The organism is Tepidimonas aquatica (genome assembly GCF_007556585.1).
Taxonomy (GTDB): domain Bacteria; phylum Pseudomonadota; class Gammaproteobacteria; order Burkholderiales; family Burkholderiaceae_C; genus Tepidimonas; species Tepidimonas aquatica.
Genome location: NZ_VJNA01000011.1, coordinates 43,984 through 60,310 on the forward strand (window position 1 = coordinate 43,984; position 16,327 = coordinate 60,310).

The following is a 16,327-nucleotide window of genomic DNA, read 5'->3' on the forward strand; positions in this document are numbered from 1 at the left end:
GGCCAAAACGTCAGCTACGCGAGCGCGACCCGCCACCGGCCACCCCAAGCAGCTCGCGCGCGCTGCTGAGCAGCCGGTCGGCGATGGCTTCGGCGTTGACCGAGAAGCTGCCGTTTTGGATGGCGGTGCGCATGGCCTCGACCTTGGCGGCGTCGAACACGTCGGTACCCGAGCGCGCTATCCCCGCCGTCATCACCTGCGTCACCGGCGACAACTTGACCGTGCTGGCCTCGGCCGCAGCCGCCGGCGCAGACGCGCCCGACCCCGCGCCCGCTTCGGTGCGCTTGGGCGTGGCGACTGGCGTACCAAACTTGGCGTCAGGCGACTGTTGGATCTTCATGGCGACTCTCCGGCGGCCCGATACCAGGCCTTGTTGAGAGCCATATCGGCGGGATGAGCCCGAACTTTAGCGTTTTTTGCGTGGTCGCGCTACAGCGCCACGTCCACTGTGGTGGCGTCGACCACGGTGCCCAGCACCACCCGTTTGCTGGGCAACCGAACGCGCACCGGCTCGCCCACGTGGCCGTCGCCCAGCGCCTCGCCGCTGGCCACGATGGTGAAGCCCGCCCCTTGCACGCGTAGCCGCACCTGCGCGCCGCTGGCAAACACCTGCGGCGCGCGCACGCTGCCGGCGTGCAGCACCTGGCCGGCGGCCAGACCGCGCACCAGCTGCTGGCCCACCCAATCCTGCTGGCGCACCAGCACCGGCTGGCGCTGCAGGGTCCAGTCCACCTCGGCGGCTTCGGCGTGGTGGGGTTGCAGCGTCTCGCCACCGGCCAGCGGCTGGCGCACCACCCAGCCTGGCCCCCACACCCGCACGTAAATGGGCAAAAAGACGTTCCACGCCACCGGCCCCTGCGTGCAGCGCAGGCCAATGCGTGCGCGGCCCCACAGCCGCGTGCCACTGGGCAGGTACGGCTCAACCCGTTGGCAGGGGGCCAGGCGCAGCCGGCTGTCGAGGCTGCCGACTTCGACCTCCACCCGCAATGGCACCGGCAGTTGCGTGCCTTGCACCTGCACCGAGGCCTGCTCGCGCAGCCAGATCGCCATCTGCTCGCGCCACGCGCCGGAGCCGATGGCCGGCGCCTTTGCCGCGTCGGCGCTGCTTTGCGCCAGCGCCAAGGTCATCAGGCCTGCGGCAGTCAGGCCCGCGCCCAGCCGCGCCAGCCAACGGCGCCACGCCAGCCCAGCCGCGTAACGGTTTGGCGCTGCGCACCGTGGGCGCCGCATCGGCGGCGCGCGGTGGGGCAGGGGGTGGGCAGCCGTGGCAACCATGCCCGTCACTGTAGGGCGGTGTGTGCTGCGGCCAAAGCCGGAAATGCGCCGCTGCGCAGCGGCTTATCGGCGTTTTGCTTGCCCTCAAGTTTTTGACAATGCCATCCAACGCGTTGCCGCCTTGGCGCAACGCACCCTGGGCCGTCGGGCCCGCTTTCGCCCACCGGAGGCCGCCATGTTGAACCGCATGACCGAGCGCATGGACTTTCTGGGTCAGGCGCTGCAGCTGCGCGCCTGGCGCCAGCAGGTCATTGCCAGCAACATCGCCAACGCCGAGACGCCCGGCTACATCGCGCGCGAGGTGGATTTTCGTGCCGCGCTGCAGCAGGCCCAGCGTGGCGCGTCGGTCACCCCCACGCTGCAGGCGGGCAGCGTGGTCAACGTGCCGCTGGCCGGCAGCGACGCACGCCACCTGCGCACCGTCGGCAGCGCCACCGGTGTGGCCGACCGCTCGCGCGTCGCGTACCAGGTGCGCACGCAGCCGTCGCTGGACCAAAACACCGTCGACCTGGACCAGCAACGCGCCAACTTCGTCGACAACGCGGTGCAGTACGAATCGACGCTGCGCTTCATCAACGGCCACGTCAAGACGATGCTGGCCGCCATCCAGGGGCAGTGACGCCGCTGCAGGAGAGCCACCATGTCGATGTTGCGCATTTTCGATGTCTCGGGCAGCGCGATGGCCGCGCACGCCCAACGCCTCAACACCGTGGCGTCGAACCTGGCCAACGCCGACGCCGTGGCCGGCCCCGATGGGCAGGCGTACAAGGCGCGTCAGGTGGTGTTCGAGACGGTGCCGATGGGTGAGCCGGCCTCGGCGGGCGTCAAGGTGCGCACCGTGGTGGAAAGCGACGCGCCCAACCGCCGCGTGTACAACCCTCACCACCCCAGCGCCGACGCGCAGGGGTACGTGACCTACTCCAACGTCAACCCGGTGGAGGAGATGGTCAACATGATCGCCACGGCACGCTCCTACCAAAACAACGTCGAGGTGATGAACACCGCCAAGACGCTGCTGCTGAAAACCCTGCAAATGGGCCAGTGAGCCTTGGCGACCACGTAAGGAGCCGCTGCCATGTTCATGACCCCGCTGAGCAACACCGAGATCGAGGCCTACAACGCCAAGGGCGGCACCCAGACCGAATCGACCGATCCGAAGGCGGCGCAGGAGCGCTTCCTGAAGCTCTTTGTGGCGCAGCTCAACAACCAGGACCCGCTCAACCCGCTGGACAACGCGCAGATGACCACCCAGATGGCGCAAATCAACCAGGTGGTCGGCCTGCAGCAGGTCAACGAGACGCTCAAGAGCCTGGCGACGCAGTTCGGCATGGTCAGCAGCATCCAAGGCGCCCAGCTCGTGGGCCGCGAGGTGGCGAGCGAAGGCAACGGTCTGGTCGTGGCCGACGGCAAGGCACGCGGCGCGTTCAACCTGGCCGCGGCGGCCGACACGGTCACGGTTGAGTTGCTCGACGCCGCTGGCACGGTGGTGGGCACGACCGCGCTGGGCGCGCGCGGCGCCGGGCTACAAACGTTTGCGTGGCCGCTGGGCGACGTCGACCCCACGCGCGTGGCCACGATCCGCGTGACCGCCAGCGCCAACGGACAGGCGGTCAACGCCACCCCGCTGGCGCTGCACAAGGTGCAGTCGGTGGGCCTGGTCGACGGCAGCCTGCGCCTGCGCACCGACGGCGGCACGCTGGCCTACGACCAGGTGCTGGCCTTTTTGTGAACCCCTTCGCTTGAACCCCTAGGAGCGCACCATGAGCTTCGGAACCGGACTCTCGGGCCTGAACGCCGCCAGCAAAAACCTGGACGTGATCGGTCACAACATCGCCAACGCCAACACCACCGGGATGAAGGCCGGGCGGGCGGAGTTTGCCGAAATGTACGCGGCCTCGCTCGGGGCGGCCGGCGGCAGCAACGGCGGCATTGGCGTGAGCGTGGCCACCGTGGCCCAGATGTTCACGCAGGGCAATATCAAGGTCACCGGCAACAACATGGACATGGCCATCAACGGGGAGGGCTTCTTCTCGGTGCAAATGGCGGACGGCTCCTTGGCCTACACGCGCAACGGCGAGTTCAAGCTCGACCGCGACGGCAACATCATCACCAACAATGGGGCCAAGCTGCTCGGGTATCAGACCGACACCGCCGGCAAGCCGACGTCGGTGGAGCCGGTCCCGTTGAACCTGCCGACCGGCAAGAACATCGACCCCAAGACGTCGACAGAACTCAAGCTGACGATGAACCTGGACTCGCGGGCCGACGTGCAAACGGTCGGTACACCGCTGACAGCGGCCAACAAGGAGTTCGGCACGTCCCTGAATGTGTACGACACCCTGGGCAATGCGATTCCGGTGCAGCTCTATTTCGTGAAGACGGCGGCCAACGCCTGGGATGTCGTCTCCGTTTATCAGCCTACCGATCCGCCGAATACCCCGGCCACGGAAACCAATCTGGGAACGATCTCGTTCGATCCGGCGACCGGCAAGCCCACGCTGCCGCTGACGCTGTCCAACATCCAGATTGCGGCAGGCGCGGTCAACGCTACGGCCGGACTGCCGGCCGCGAACATCGATGTGGCGCTGAATTTTGGCGATCCCACCAATCCCGCAGCGGCCACGGTCACGCAGTTTGGCGCCAAGTTTGCGGTTTACGAGGTCGCCCAAGACGGCTATCCCTCTGGCGAGCTGACCTCGATTAACGTGGGGGAAGACGGTGTCATCACGGCCCGCTACTCCAACGGGGTGAGCCAGGCCAACGGTCAGATCATGCTGACCCGCTTCCGCAACGTCCAGGGGCTACAGCCCGTCAACGGCGGGTACTGGCAGAAGACGCAGGCGTCGGGTGACCCCATCATTGGCCAGCCGCTGACCGGCCGCTTCGGCCTGATCCGCTCCGGCGCGCTGGAAGAGTCCAACGTCGACCTGACGCAGGAGCTGGTCAACATGATCGTGGCGCAGCGGCACTACCAGGCCAATGCGCAGACCATCAAGACGCAGGACCAGGTGCAGCAAACGCTGGTCAACCTGCGCTGATGTTGGCGCGCTGACGAGGGAGCCGGGTATGGATCGGGTCGTTTTCACCGCGGCGTCGGGCGCGACGGCGGCGCTGCACCGCCACCAGGTCATCGCGCACAACCTGGCCAACGTCACCACCACGGGGTTTCGCGCGGAGCTGTCCACCTTCCGCGCCGTGCCGCTGCGTGGCGAGGGCGCGACCACCCGGGTGCACGCGCTGGAGGCCACGCCCGGCTACCTCGACAAGCCCGGCAGCTTGCAAAGCACGGGCCGTGCGCTGGACGTGGCGGCGGTGGGGCGGGCGTTTTTTGCCATCCAGGCGCTGGACGGTACCGAGGCTTACACGCGCGCGGGTGCGCTGCAGATCGACGCGCAGGGCAACCTGGTCGGGTTCAACGGGCTGCCGATGCTGGACGCCGGCGGCGCGCCGATCCAGGTGCCCAACGACGCGCAGGTCAGCATCGCGCGCGATGGCACCGTCACCGCCAAGGTGGGCAACGACGCGCCGCAGGTGCTGGGGCGGCTCAAGCTGGTGACGCCGCCGGAGGGGCAGCGTCTCAAGCGTGGGGACGATGGCCTGTTTCGCGCTCCGGACGGGCAGCCACTGCCAGCCGACGACACGGCGCGGCTGGTGGATGGCATGTTGGAAGGCTCCAACGTCGACCCCATCGCCGCGATGGTCGACATGATCGCCGCCACGCGCCAGTACGAGGCGCAAATGCGCCTGATTCAAAACGCCGACAAAAACGACCAAACCGCCGCGCAGCTGCTCAGCGTCAACGCCTGAGCGCCCGGCCCCGGACAAGGAGCACGGCCATGATCAATTCGCTGCAGATTGCCAAGACCGGCATGCAGGCCCAGCAAACGCAACTGGACGTCATCGCGCACAACCTGGCCAACGTGGCCACCGCCGGCTTCAAGCGCGGCACGGCGCTGTTCGAAGACCTGATTTACCAGAACCTGCGCCAAGTGGGCAGCAACACCGCCGACAACGCCGAGCTGCCCACGGGGCTGCAGATCGGGCTGGGCGTGCGCACGGTGGCCACGGCACGCACCTACAGCCAGGGCAACCTGCAGCAGACCGACAACAACCTGGATGTGGCCATCAACGGCAACGGGTTTTTCCGCGTGCAGCTGCCCGATGGCTCGGTGGCCTACACGCGCGATGGCAGCTTCAAGCTCAACAACCAGGGCCAGATCGTCACCAACCAGGGCTACCTGTTGGTGGATACGCCGACCGTGCCGGCCAACGCGCGTAGCCTGACGATCGGCAAGGACGGCCAGGTCAGCGTCGTCGTGCCGGGGCAGACCGCGCCGCAGGTCATCGGCCAGATTACGCTGGCCAACTTCATCAACCCGGCCGGGCTGGAGCCGCTGGGGCAAAACCTGTTTTTGGAGTCGCAGGCCTCGGGCGCGCCCAACGAGGGCAACCCCGGCACCGAGGGCTTTGGCCAGGTGCTGCAGGGGTTTTTGGAGAGCTCCAACGTCAACGTGGTGCAGGAGCTGGTCAATATGATCCAGACGCAGCGCGCCTACGAGCTCAACTCCAAGGCGGTCACCACCTCCGACCAAATGCTGCAGCGCTTGACGCAGCTGTGACGCCGCCACCCACCAGGAGCCGCCGCCATGAACGCCGCCCGCCGCCTGCTTGCGTTGGCCGCCGCTGCCCTGCTGGGCGGCTGCGCCAACCTGTCGCAAATCCCCGACGTGGACCTGGCCAAGCCGCCCGAAGACGGCATCCGCTACCCGCAGACGCGGCCTGCGGCGGGTGAGCCGCCGAGCGGCTCGCTGTACTCGGCGGTGGCGTACCGGCCAGGGTTCGAAGACCACCGCGCGCGCCTGCCGGGCGATGTGCTGACGATCCAGATCACCGAGTCGCTGTCCGCGACGCAAAGCGCCAAGACCGACGTCAGCCGCGACAGTGGCTTGAGCGCCAGCGTGTCGGCGTTTCCGTTCCTGAGCGCGGCCAACCTGGTGGACCTCAACGCCGGGGCCCAGAGCAGCAACACCTTCAAAGGCGACGGCAAGACCGAGGCCAGCAACACCTTCCGCGGCTCGATCACCGCGGTGGTCACCGAGGTGCTGCCCAACGGCCACCTGGTCGTCATCGGCGAAAAGCAAATCGGCGTCAACCAGGCGGTGGACGTGCTGCAGTTCAGCGGCACCGTGGACCCGCGCGCCATCCAGCCCGGCAACGTCGTGCCCAGCACCCAGGTGGCCAACGTGCGCGTGCTGTCGCGCGGCCGCGGCGCACCGGCCGATGCGCAGACATTTGGCTGGCTGGCGCGGTTCTTTTTGACGCTTTTGCCGTTCTAAAGTTTTTCCACAATCGGTTCACGAGGTGATGCGCGATGAACCGATCCAAGCAACTTCTGCGCCGGCTGGCGCTACCCCTGGTGGCCTGGGCGCTGGCGTGCGCGCCGGCGCTGGCCGCCCGCGTCAAGGATGTGGCCAGCGTGCAGGGTGTGCGCAGCAACCAGCTCGTCGGCTACGGGCTGGTGGTGGGGTTGGACGGCACGGGCGACCGCAACAACGCCTACGCCACCCGCAGCCTGGCCAACTTCATGCAGCAAATGGGCCTTGCGCTGCCGCAAGGTGTCACGGTGCAGCCCAAAAACGTCGCCGCGGTGATGGTGACGGCGGAGCTGCCGCCGTTTGCCCGCCCCGGGCAGACGATCGACGTCACGGTGTCGTCGGTCGGCAGTGCCAAGTCGCTGCGCGGCGGCACGCTGATCCAGACCCCGCTGCGCGGCGCCGACGGGCAGGTCTACGCGCTGGCGCAGGGCAGCCTGGTGGTGGCCGGGGCCGGGGCATCGGCCGGCGGCAGCAGTGTCACCGTCAACCACCTGAACGCCGGCCGCATCCCGAGCGGCGCGCTGGTGGAGCGCACCGTGCCGACGCCGCTGCTGTTGGGTGACACCGTCACGCTGGCGCTGCGCGCCGAGGACTTCCAGACCGCCACGCGGGTGGCCACGGCCATCAACCGCGCCATCGGTGACGGCACGGCGCAGGCGCTGGACGGCCGCACCGTGCAGGTGCGCGCCCCGCGCGACCCCAACGAGCGCGTCGCGTTCCTGGCCAGTCTGGAGGATTTGCCGGTCGAGCTGGCAGCGCCCACCGCGCGCGTGGTGTTCAACGCCCGCACCGGGTCGGTGGTGCTCAACCAGGCCGTGTCCCTGGCGCCGGCGGCGATCGCGCACGGCAACCTGTCGATCAGCATCACCTCCACGCCGCAGGTCAGCCAGCCGCCGCCGTTTGCCCCGCCCGGCGCGCAAACCGTGGTCACCGAAAAGGCCGACATCCAGGTGCAGCAAGAGGGCGGCAAGCTCATCGAGGTGCAGGCCTCGGCGCAGTTGGCCGACGTGGTGCGCGCGCTCAACAAGCTCGGGGCCACGCCGGCGGACCTGCTGGCCATCTTGCAGGCGCTCAAGGCCGCCGGGGCGCTCAAAGCCGAGCTGGAGGTGATCTGACCATGGTGGCCGAGACGCGACTGTCGCTGGGCGTGCAAGACGCCGCGCGTGGGCTGGCCGCGGACGCCCGCAGCCTCGACGCGCTCAAGGCCAGCGCCGGGCGCGACCCGAAAGCGGCGCTGAAAGAGACCGCCCGTCAGTTCGAGGCGCTGTTCATGCGCGAGCTGCTCAAGTCCATGCGCGAAGCGACGATGAAAAGTGGCTTGATGGACAACGAGGGCACCGACATGGGCACCGAGCTGCTGGATGAGCAGTGGGCGCTGAAGATGAGCGGCCTGCCCGGCGGATTGAGCGAAATGATCGAGCGCCAGTTGCAGCAGCAGATCGACCCCGCCGCGCGGCGCGCTGCGGCGTCCCCTGCTGCGGTGGCCCCGGCCGCAGCGGCATCGGACGGCGCGGCGCCCAATGGGGTGGTCCCCACCCCGACGCCGGCGCAGGCGGCCTTTGTGGCGCGGCACCGCGACGTGGCGTTGCAGGTGCAGCGCGAGACCGGCATACCCGCCGCGTTCATGATCGGGCAAGCGGCGCACGAAACCGGCTGGGGGCGTAGCGAAATCCGCGCCGCCGACGGCAGCAACTCGCACAACCTGTTTGGCATCAAGGCCACCGCGGGCTGGCGCGGCAAGGTGGCCGAGGTCCTCACCACCGAGTACGTGGACGGCCAGCCGCGCAAGGTGGTGCAGCGCTTTCGCGCCTACGACAGCTACGCCGACGCCTTTCGCGACTACGCGCGCCTCATCACCCAAAGCCCGCGCTACCAGGCCGCGGCCCGCAGCGTGCACTCGGCGCAGGCGTACGCGCAGCAGTTGCAGCAGGCCGGCTACGCCACCGACCCGCAGTACGCGGCCAAGCTCAGCCGCGTTATCAACACCACGCTGCAGCTGCAGCGCGCGCTGGGCTGACGCACCGCAGGGGTTGATCCATGAGTGCCCTCAACATCGCCACCCGAGCGCTGACCACCAACCAGGCGGTGCTGCAGGTCATTGGCCACAACATCGCCAACGCCAACACCGATGGCTACACGCGCCAGCGCGTCGAGCTCAACTCGGTGCCCGGGCAGCAACTGGGCAGCGGCTACTTTGGCAAAGGGGTGCAAATCGAAGCCGTCGTGCGCGAGGGCTACAACGCCTTTTTGACGCGCGAGTCCAACGCCAACCGCGCCGTGGCCGCGGCCGACGCCACGCGCCTGCAGTACCTGCAGGGGGTGGAGTCGCTGTTCCCGCTGGGCGATGGCAGCTTGGGCAAGCTGTTGGGTGACGCCCTCAACAGCTGGACCGACGTGGCCTCCAGCCCCAACGACAGCGCCGCGCGGCAGGTGGTGCTGGACAGGTTCGACGAGCTGGCCGCGCGCATCCGCGACACGTCCGCGCGCATCACCGACATCGCCACCGGAGCGCGCCAGCAGGCCAGCGAAATCACCAATGAAATCAACCGACTGGCGCAGGCGATCGCCAGCGTCAACGACGCCATCGCGCGCACCCAGGGCAGCGGCGCCAGCCCCAACGATTTGTTGGACCAGCGCGATCGGCTCATCGCGCAGCTCAACGAGCAGGTGCAGGTGACCACGTTGCCGGCCGACGACGGCACGCTGTCGGTGTTCGTGGCTGGCAGCCTGCCGCTGGTGTTGGGTGGCACGGCGGCGCAGCTGCGCACCGCGCGCGCCGACCTGGACGGCGACCGCCAGCTGAAGCTGCAATTCGTGCAGGGTGCCAGTGCCTACGACGTGCCGCCCGAGTTCATCCCCGGCGGCAAGCTCAAGGGGGTGCTGGACTTCGTCAACCGCGACGTCATCCAAACCCAGGCGGAACTTGGGCGCATGGCGCTGGCGCTGGCCGACACGTTGAACCGGCAACAACGCAGCGGGCTGGACCTCAACGGCGTGGCCGGGGCAGACCTGTTCAGTCACGGCGCGCTCACGGGCAAACCTGCCACGACCAACACCGGCTCGGGCTCGGTCAGCGCCTTGGTTGGCAATGCCACCGCGCTCAAGGCCGAGGACTACACCATTGAGATGACCAGCGCGACCCAAGGTCACATTCGGCGCAACAGCGATGGCTGGTACTGGAGTGGTTCGACGTGGCAGGCCAGTGCCCCTAGCACGCCTTTGGCACTGGCCTCGGGCGTGTCGGTCGATGGATTGACCATCACCGCATCAGGCTCGGCTAGCGCGGGTGACCGGTTCGTGTTGTCGCCAGGAGCCACCGCCGCCGCGTCGTTGCAGATGGCGCTGTCGCGCCCGGCGGAGCTGGCGGCGGCCAGCCGCGTTTCGCTCTCGTTGGGCACGCCCAACGCTGGCAACGCGAGCATCGAGTCGGTTACGGCCACGGTGATACAGGGCGCGTGGGCCATGCCCGCGTTGCCTGCGAACCTGACGTTCACGGCACCCAACACCTTTGCGTTGAGCGGTTTTTTGCCGGCATCGGTCACGTACACCCCAGGCGAGCCGATGACGTTCACCTATACGTCGGGCGGCAACACGATCGAAGTCAAGCTCACGCTGCGTGGTCAGCCCGCCCCTGGCGACGTATTCGTGCTAAACAACACGCCGACCAACGGGGTAAGTTTCAACGGCGGCAACGCGCAAGCCATGCTGGCGTTGCGTGACCAGGTGATGTTCGACGGCAGCATCAAACTGTCGGAGGGCTATGTGGCGGTGTTCTCCAACCTCGCCTCCCGCGTCAACGAGGCACAAACGCGCGCCACGTTTTCGCAGGCGCAGGCCGACGACGCCGAGCAGCGCCGCGCCAATCAGGCAGGCGTCAACCTCGACGAAGAGGCCGCGCGCTTGCTGCAGTTCCAGCAGGCGTATCAAGCCTCGGCCAAATATCTGCAGACCGTGCAGTCCATCTTCGACACGCTGATCAGCACCTTCCGTTGACGAGGCCCATCATGTCGACCGTCTACCGCGTAGCCACGGCCTACAGCTACGACAGCACCATCGGCCGCTTGCAGCGGCGTCAAGCGGAGCTGGCCGAAGCGCAAGACCAGTTGTCGTCGGGCAAGCGCGTGCGCCGCATCAGTGACGACCCCGCTGCGGCGGCGCTGGCCGAGCGCGAGCAGGCGCGCATGCAGCGCATCCAGTCCGACCAGCGCGCGCTGGAAGCCGCCCGGCGCAACCTGGAGCTGGCCGAAAGTACCCTGGCCGACGTCGGCGACCTGTACCACCGTGCCAAAGAGCTGATCGTGCAAGGTGGCAACGGCGCGCTCAACGCCAGCGACCGCGCCACCATCGCGCAAGAGCTGGATGGCATCCGCGAGCGCCTGCTGGCGCTGGCCAACACGCAAGATACACTGGGGCGGCCGTTGTTCATGGGGTTGGGTATCACCGGCACGCAGGGCAAGCCGTTCATCGATACGCCCAGCGTGGGCAGCACCGAGACGTATGGTTTCGACGACCGGCAGGTCGACTGGCAGGGGATGGCAGGAGGGCCTGCGGCCACCGAGACCACGCTGCCGCACACGATGGACGGGCAGCGCATTTTTGGCTCCACCACCGCCCCGGGTGACAACAGCATCTGGGAAACGCTCGATCGCGCCATCATCGCGCTGAACAACACCGCCTTGACACCCAGTCAGCTCAGCGGCGAGCTGGGCACGGCGCTGGGGTACCTGGACCAGCGGCTCGACGCGGTGCTGGCCGCCCGCGGCCAGTTGGGCGACTGGCTCAACCGCGCCGATGCGATGCAGGCCGCGCTCAAGGCGCGCGAGGACTACCACATCGAACAGCAATCGGAACTCACCGACTTGGACATGGTGGCGGCGATTTCGCGCTTCCAGACGCTGCAACTGGGCTACCAGGCCGGGCTGTCGGCCTACAGCCAGGTGCAGCGCTTGTCGCTGTTTCAATACTTGGCTTGACCTGCGGGGAGTTACGCCGCCGGGCGCTGCTGCGCCTCCAGCTCGCGCAGGCGGAAGCGCTGGATCTTGCCGGTGGCGGTTTTGGGCAGCTCCGCCACGAACGCGATGGCGCGCGGGTACTTGAACGGCGCCAGGTGCTGTTTGCAGTGCGCCTGGATTTCCTCGGCGGTGGTGCTGGCGCCGGGGCGCAGCACGACGTAGGCTTTGGTTTTGGTCAGGCCGTCGGCGTCGGTGATGCCGATGACCGCGGCTTCCAGCACGGCAGGGTGGCGCACCAGCGTCGCTTCCACCTCGAACGGCGACACGTAAATGCCGCTGACTTTGAGCATATCGTCGTTGCGGCCGGCGTAGATGTAGCGGCCGTGGGCGTCGCGCGTGTACTTGTCACCGGTGCGTGTCCACGCGCCCTGAAACGTCTGACGCGAGCGCTCGCGGTCGTTCCAGTACATCAGCGCCGCGCTGGGGCCGCGCACGTACAGGTCGCCGATGTCGATCGAGCCGTCGGGGTTGGGCGCCATGGGCAAGCCGTCGTCGCCGCGGATTTCCAGTTCGTAGCCGGGCACCGGCGTGCCGCTGGTGCCGTAGGCCACCGCGCCAGGGCGGTTGGAGCAGTAGATGTGCAGCATCTCCGTGGAGCCAATGCCGTCGATGATGTCGACGCCGAAGTGCGCCGCCCAGCGCTCGCCGATGTCGCGCGGCAGCGCTTCGCCGGCCGACGAGCACAAGCGCAAGCCGACGTGGTGCCGCTCGGGGAGCTCGGGGTGCGCCAGCATGCCCGCGTAGCCGGTAGGGGCGCCAAAAAAAACGGTGGGCCGCCGCCCGGCCAGGGTGGGGGTGTTGCCCGTCAACCGGGCGAACACCGCCGTTGGCGTGGGGCGTTCGGCCATCAGGACGACGCTGGCGCCGACGCTGAGCGGGAAGCTCAGCGCGTTGCCCAAGCCATACGCAAAGAACAGTTTGGCCGCCGAGAACACCAGGTCATGGGCTTGCAGCCCAAGCACCCCACGTCCGTACAGCTCCGCCGTCCAGTACAGGTTGGCGTGGGTGTGCACGGTGCCCTTGGGTCGGCCGGTGGAGCCGGACGAGTACAGCCAAAACGCCGGCTCGTCCCCGTGGGTATCGGCAGCGGCGTTGGCAGGAGGGTGGGCGTCCAGCCAGGCATCGAAGGCGTGCAGGGCCACGCCGCCGGGCTGTGCGGCGTCGGCGCTGCCGCGGCTGACGACGACGCTGTGCACCTCGTGCCCGCCTTGCTGCAACGCCTGCGCCAGCGTAGGCAGCAACGGCGCCGACACCAGCGCGGCCTGCGCACGCGCATGGCGCAGCTGGTAGGCGTAGTCGTCGGCGGTCAGCAGCGAGTTGACGGCCACCGGCACCACCCCGGCGTACAAACAGCCCAGAAACGCCACCACCCAGTCGCTGCTGTCATGCATCAGCAGCAGCACGCGTTCTTCGCGCCGCAGGCCCAGCGCGCGCAAGGCTTGGGCGCAGCGGCGCACCCGCTCGTGCAGCGCGCCGTAGCGCAGTTCGCCGACGTCGTCGATCAGGGCCGGGCGTTCGGGGTGGGCGGCGTTGCGCGCCAACAGGTGCGCGGCGAAATTGAAGCGTTCCGGCGGGGCCGGCGGCAGGGTGGGTGGCATCGTGTCGTCTCCTCGGGGTCGGGTGGCGTGGGCAGCCGGCTGCAGCATGGTGCTGTTCACGGCCAGCGGTTGCGGTTATAAATGCACCATCGTGCGTGTGGTGCGACATGCACGATACTGCATGTTTGTGGCGGCTTCGGCCATTCGGGTTTTCCCGTATAGCGGGCTGCGCTCTGAGCTGGATACGACCTTGAAGCCCAACGACCTCGACACTGCGCGCCGTCGCGCACCCGCGCCCGAGGCGCACCCCGACCCGGTGTTGCAGTTGACGCTGCCCACCGTCACCGAACCCCAACCCGACCCCGCTGGCGGCGAGCCGCGCGTGCCGTTTTTGGTGGCCTTGGGCGAGCGCGTGCGGCTGCTGCGCGCGCGCCGCGGCATGACGCGCAAGGCCGTGGCGCTGGCGGCGGATGTGTCGGAGCGTCACCTGGCCAACCTGGAGTACGGCGCGGGCAACGCCTCGATCCTGGTGTTGCTACAGGTGGCGCGCGCGCTGCAGTGCCCGCTGGCCGAGCTGCTGGGGGATATCAGCACCAGCTCACCGGAATGGTTGCTGATCCGCGAGCTGTTGCAGGGGCGGGACGAAGCCGAGCTGCGCCGCGTGCGGCACAAGCTGGTGGAGCTGTTGGGTGCGCACGGCGGGGTCGACAGCGTGGGGCGGCAAGGGCGCATCGCCCTCATTGGCCTGCGTGGGGCGGGCAAGTCGACGCTGGGACGGCGCTTGGCTGAGGCGCTGGGCTACCCGTTCATCGAGCTCAGCCGCGAAATCGAGCAGTTCGCCGGCTGCAGCATCAGCGAAATCCACAACCTTTACGGTGCTGCCGCATACCGGCGCTACGAGCGCCGCGCGCTGGAGGAAGCGATCCAAATCTACCCCGAGGTGGTGATCGCCACGCCGGGCGGCCTGGTGTCGGACCCGACCAACTTCAACCTGCTGCTGCAGCACTGCACCACGGTGTGGCTCAAGGCCGATCCGGCCGACCACATGCGCCGCGTGGCCGAGCAGGGTGACCTGCGGCCGATGGCGGCCAGCCCGGAAGCGATGGAGGACCTGCGCCGCATCCTGGCGGGGCGCTCGGCCTTTTATGCCAAGGCGGACCTGACGATCGACACCAGCGCGCAGCCGCTGGAGGCCACCTTTGCCCTGCTGCTGCGCGAAGTGCACGCCCTGCTGCACAAGGATGCGCAGCGCGTGTGATGGCGCGTGACACTAGGGTTTATCCCTAGGACTGAGCGATCGGTGGTGCTTGCGCGGGTCGGTGATATGCACTATCATGCAAATCATGGATGCACGATGATGCATCTTTCGGCCTCAATCCCGTAACCTCGCCGAGCCGCTTGCCATGACCACCAACCCGCGCACCGACCCCATCGTCGACTACCAAACCCACCCAAGCCAGTACCGTCACCTGCGTCTGGAGGTGGATGGGCCCATCGCCACGCTGTCGCTCGACATCGATGAAGAAGGGGGCCTGCGCCCCGGCTACAAGCTCAAGCTCAACAGCTACGACCTGGGCGTGGACATCGAGCTGCACGACGCGCTCAACCGCATCCGCTTCGAGCACCCGCAGGTGCGCACGGTGGTGGTCACCAGCCTCAAGGACCGGGTGTTTTGCTCGGGCGCCAACATCTTCATGTTGGGCCTGTCGTCGCACGCTTGGAAGGTGAACTTTTGCAAGTTCACCAACGAAACGCGCAACGGCATGGAAGACTCCAGCCGCCATGAGGGCCTGAAGTTCCTTGCAGCGCTCAACGGCGCGTGCGCCGGTGGCGGCTACGAGCTGGCGCTGGCCTGCGACGACATCGTGCTGGTGGACGACCGCTCCAGCGCCGTGAGCCTGCCGGAGGTGCCGTTGCTGGGCGTGCTGCCGGGCACCGGTGGGCTGACACGCTTGACCGACAAGCGCCGCGTGCGCCACGACCTGGCCGATGTCTTTTGCACCAGCGTCGAAGGTGTGCGCGGCCAGCGCGCCGTCGAGTGGCGGCTGGTCGACGCCATCGCCAAGCCGGCCGTGTTTGCGCAGACGGTGCGCGAGCGCGCGCTGCGGCTGGCCGCCGGCAGCGACCGCCCGGCCGACGCGCAAGGGGTGGCGCTGCCGCCGTTGCAGCGCACCTTCAGCGATGACGGCGTGCGCTACCGGCACGTGCAGGTGGACATCGACCGCGCCCGGCGCGTGGCGACGCTGACCGTGCGTGCGCCGGACGCGGCCCCACCCACCGAGCTGGACGGCATCCTGGCTGCGGGGGCCGATTGGTGGCCACTGGCCATGGGCCGTGAGCTGGACGACGCCATCTTGCACCTGCGCACCAACGAGCTGACCCTCGGCACCTGGGTGCTGCGCACCGAAGGGGATGCCGCCGCGGTGCTGGCTTGCGACGACGCGCTGCAAGCGCACGCCGGGCACTGGTTCGTGCGTGCCACCACCGGGCTGCTGCGCCGCACGCTGGCACGCCTGGACGTGTCGTCGCGCAGCCTGATCGCGCTGATCGAGCCGGGCTCGTGCTTTGCCGGCACGCTGGCCGAGCTGGCCCTGGCCGCCGACCGCAGCTACATGCTGGTGTTGCCCAATGAGCCGCAGCGTGCCCCGCGCCTGACGCTGCACGCCGACGCCAACTTCGGCCGCTACCCGATGGTCAACGACCGCAGCCGCCTGCAGCGGCGCTTTTACGACGAAGCCGAACCCCTGCAGGCGGCGCGTGCTGCGGTGGGTCAGCCCCTGGACGGCGACCAAACCGCCGCGCTGGGGCTGGTGACGGCCGCGCTGGACGACATCGACTGGGCCGACGAGGTGCGCCTGGTGCTGGAAGAGCGTGCCGCGATGTCGCCCGACGCGCTCACCGGCCTGGAAACCAACCTGCGCTTTGGCGGGCCGGAAACGATGCTGACGCGCATCTTCGGGCGGCTGTCGGCATGGCAGAACTGGATTTTCCAGCGTCCTAACGCCGTCGGCGACAAAGGTGCGCTCAAGGTGTACGGCAAAGGCGATAAAGCGCAGTTCGACTGGCAGCGTGTTTGAGCGTCCGCACGACCTACCCTTACCCCGCACAACCCACCCCCAACGTGGCC

At 68.4% G+C, this 16,327-nt stretch carries 16 protein-coding genes; 13 read left to right on the forward strand and 3 right to left on the reverse strand.

Annotated elements, in window-relative coordinates; translation table 11 throughout:
- Positions 1-10: 10 nt before the first annotated feature.
- A complete protein-coding gene (gene flgM / locus Taqua_RS05615; RefSeq protein WP_144325516.1) occupies positions 11-340 on the reverse strand; it encodes a flagellar biosynthesis anti-sigma factor FlgM in 330 nt (109 codons plus the stop codon).
- Positions 341-429: 89 nt separating this feature from the next.
- A complete protein-coding gene (flgA, locus tag Taqua_RS05620; protein WP_144325518.1) occupies positions 430-1,275 on the reverse strand; it encodes a flagellar basal body P-ring formation chaperone FlgA in 846 nt (281 codons plus the stop codon).
- A 175-nt stretch (positions 1,276-1,450) separates the two neighbouring features.
- Here flgA and flgB point away from each other — a divergent pair, with 175 nt between their 5' ends.
- Genes flgB through flgL form a run of 11 tightly spaced genes read left to right on the forward strand, consistent with a single transcriptional unit; the run spans position 1,451 to position 11,623 of the window.
- Complete coding sequence (gene flgB, locus Taqua_RS05625; RefSeq protein ID WP_144325520.1) at positions 1,451-1,894, forward strand: flagellar basal body rod protein FlgB; 444 nt, start codon at positions 1,451-1,453, stop codon at positions 1,892-1,894.
- 21 nt (positions 1,895-1,915) lie between these two features.
- Positions 1,916-2,320: a flagellar basal body rod protein FlgC gene (gene flgC / locus Taqua_RS05630; RefSeq protein ID WP_132963089.1), complete on the forward strand. Its 405-nt coding sequence runs from the start codon at positions 1,916-1,918 to the stop codon at positions 2,318-2,320.
- 30 nt (positions 2,321-2,350) lie between these two features.
- A complete protein-coding gene (locus Taqua_RS05635; protein ID WP_246094634.1) occupies positions 2,351-3,004 on the forward strand; it encodes a flagellar hook assembly protein FlgD in 654 nt (217 codons plus the stop codon).
- A gap of 31 nt (positions 3,005-3,035) precedes the next feature.
- Entirely contained in the window at positions 3,036-4,313 is a 1,278-nt protein-coding gene (gene flgE / locus Taqua_RS05640; protein ID WP_144325522.1) for a flagellar hook protein FlgE, read from the forward strand.
- Between the two features lie 28 nt (positions 4,314-4,341).
- A complete protein-coding gene (gene flgF, locus Taqua_RS05645) occupies positions 4,342-5,082 on the forward strand; it encodes a flagellar basal-body rod protein FlgF (RefSeq protein ID WP_144325524.1) in 741 nt (246 codons plus the stop codon).
- A gap of 29 nt (positions 5,083-5,111) precedes the next feature.
- Positions 5,112-5,894, forward strand: coding sequence for a flagellar basal-body rod protein FlgG (gene flgG, locus Taqua_RS05650; RefSeq protein ID WP_144325525.1), 783 nt, complete (start codon positions 5,112-5,114; stop codon positions 5,892-5,894).
- Between the two features lie 27 nt (positions 5,895-5,921).
- Positions 5,922-6,611, forward strand: a complete 690-nt coding sequence (locus Taqua_RS05655; protein WP_144325527.1) for a flagellar basal body L-ring protein FlgH — start codon at positions 5,922-5,924, stop codon at positions 6,609-6,611.
- Positions 6,612-6,646: 35 nt separating this feature from the next.
- Positions 6,647-7,765: a flagellar basal body P-ring protein FlgI gene (locus Taqua_RS05660; RefSeq protein ID WP_144325529.1), complete on the forward strand. Its 1,119-nt coding sequence runs from the start codon at positions 6,647-6,649 to the stop codon at positions 7,763-7,765.
- Positions 7,766-7,767: 2 nt separating this feature from the next.
- Positions 7,768-8,667 (forward strand): flagellar assembly peptidoglycan hydrolase FlgJ, encoded by a 900-nt coding sequence (gene flgJ, locus Taqua_RS05665; RefSeq protein WP_144325531.1) that lies wholly within the window; start codon positions 7,768-7,770, stop codon positions 8,665-8,667.
- Between the two features lie 20 nt (positions 8,668-8,687).
- Entirely contained in the window at positions 8,688-10,643 is a 1,956-nt protein-coding gene (gene flgK / locus Taqua_RS05670; protein ID WP_144325533.1) for a flagellar hook-associated protein FlgK, read from the forward strand.
- 11 nt (positions 10,644-10,654) lie between these two features.
- On the forward strand, positions 10,655-11,623 hold the full coding sequence (gene flgL, locus Taqua_RS05675; protein ID WP_144325535.1) for a flagellar hook-associated protein FlgL: 969 nt from the start codon (positions 10,655-10,657) through the stop codon (positions 11,621-11,623).
- An 11-nt stretch (positions 11,624-11,634) separates the two neighbouring features.
- Here flgL and Taqua_RS05680 read toward each other — a convergent pair whose 3' ends face one another.
- The gene (locus tag Taqua_RS05680) at positions 11,635-13,260 is read right to left on the reverse strand and encodes a benzoate-CoA ligase family protein (RefSeq protein WP_144325537.1); all 1,626 of its coding nucleotides are present in this window, start codon (positions 13,258-13,260) and stop codon (positions 11,635-11,637) included.
- Between the two features lie 271 nt (positions 13,261-13,531).
- On the opposite strand from Taqua_RS05680, the gene Taqua_RS05685 reads away from it, so the two are divergent.
- Together Taqua_RS05685 and boxC are read left to right on the forward strand one after the other, a co-directional pair.
- Complete coding sequence (locus Taqua_RS05685; RefSeq protein WP_246094637.1) at positions 13,532-14,458, forward strand: helix-turn-helix transcriptional regulator; 927 nt, start codon at positions 13,532-13,534, stop codon at positions 14,456-14,458.
- A gap of 145 nt (positions 14,459-14,603) precedes the next feature.
- Positions 14,604-16,277 carry a 2,3-epoxybenzoyl-CoA dihydrolase gene (gene boxC, locus Taqua_RS05690; protein ID WP_144325541.1) on the forward strand — a complete coding sequence of 558 codons (1,674 nt, stop codon included), beginning with the start codon at positions 14,604-14,606 and terminating at the stop codon, positions 16,275-16,277.
- Positions 16,278-16,327: the final 50 nt, after the last annotated feature.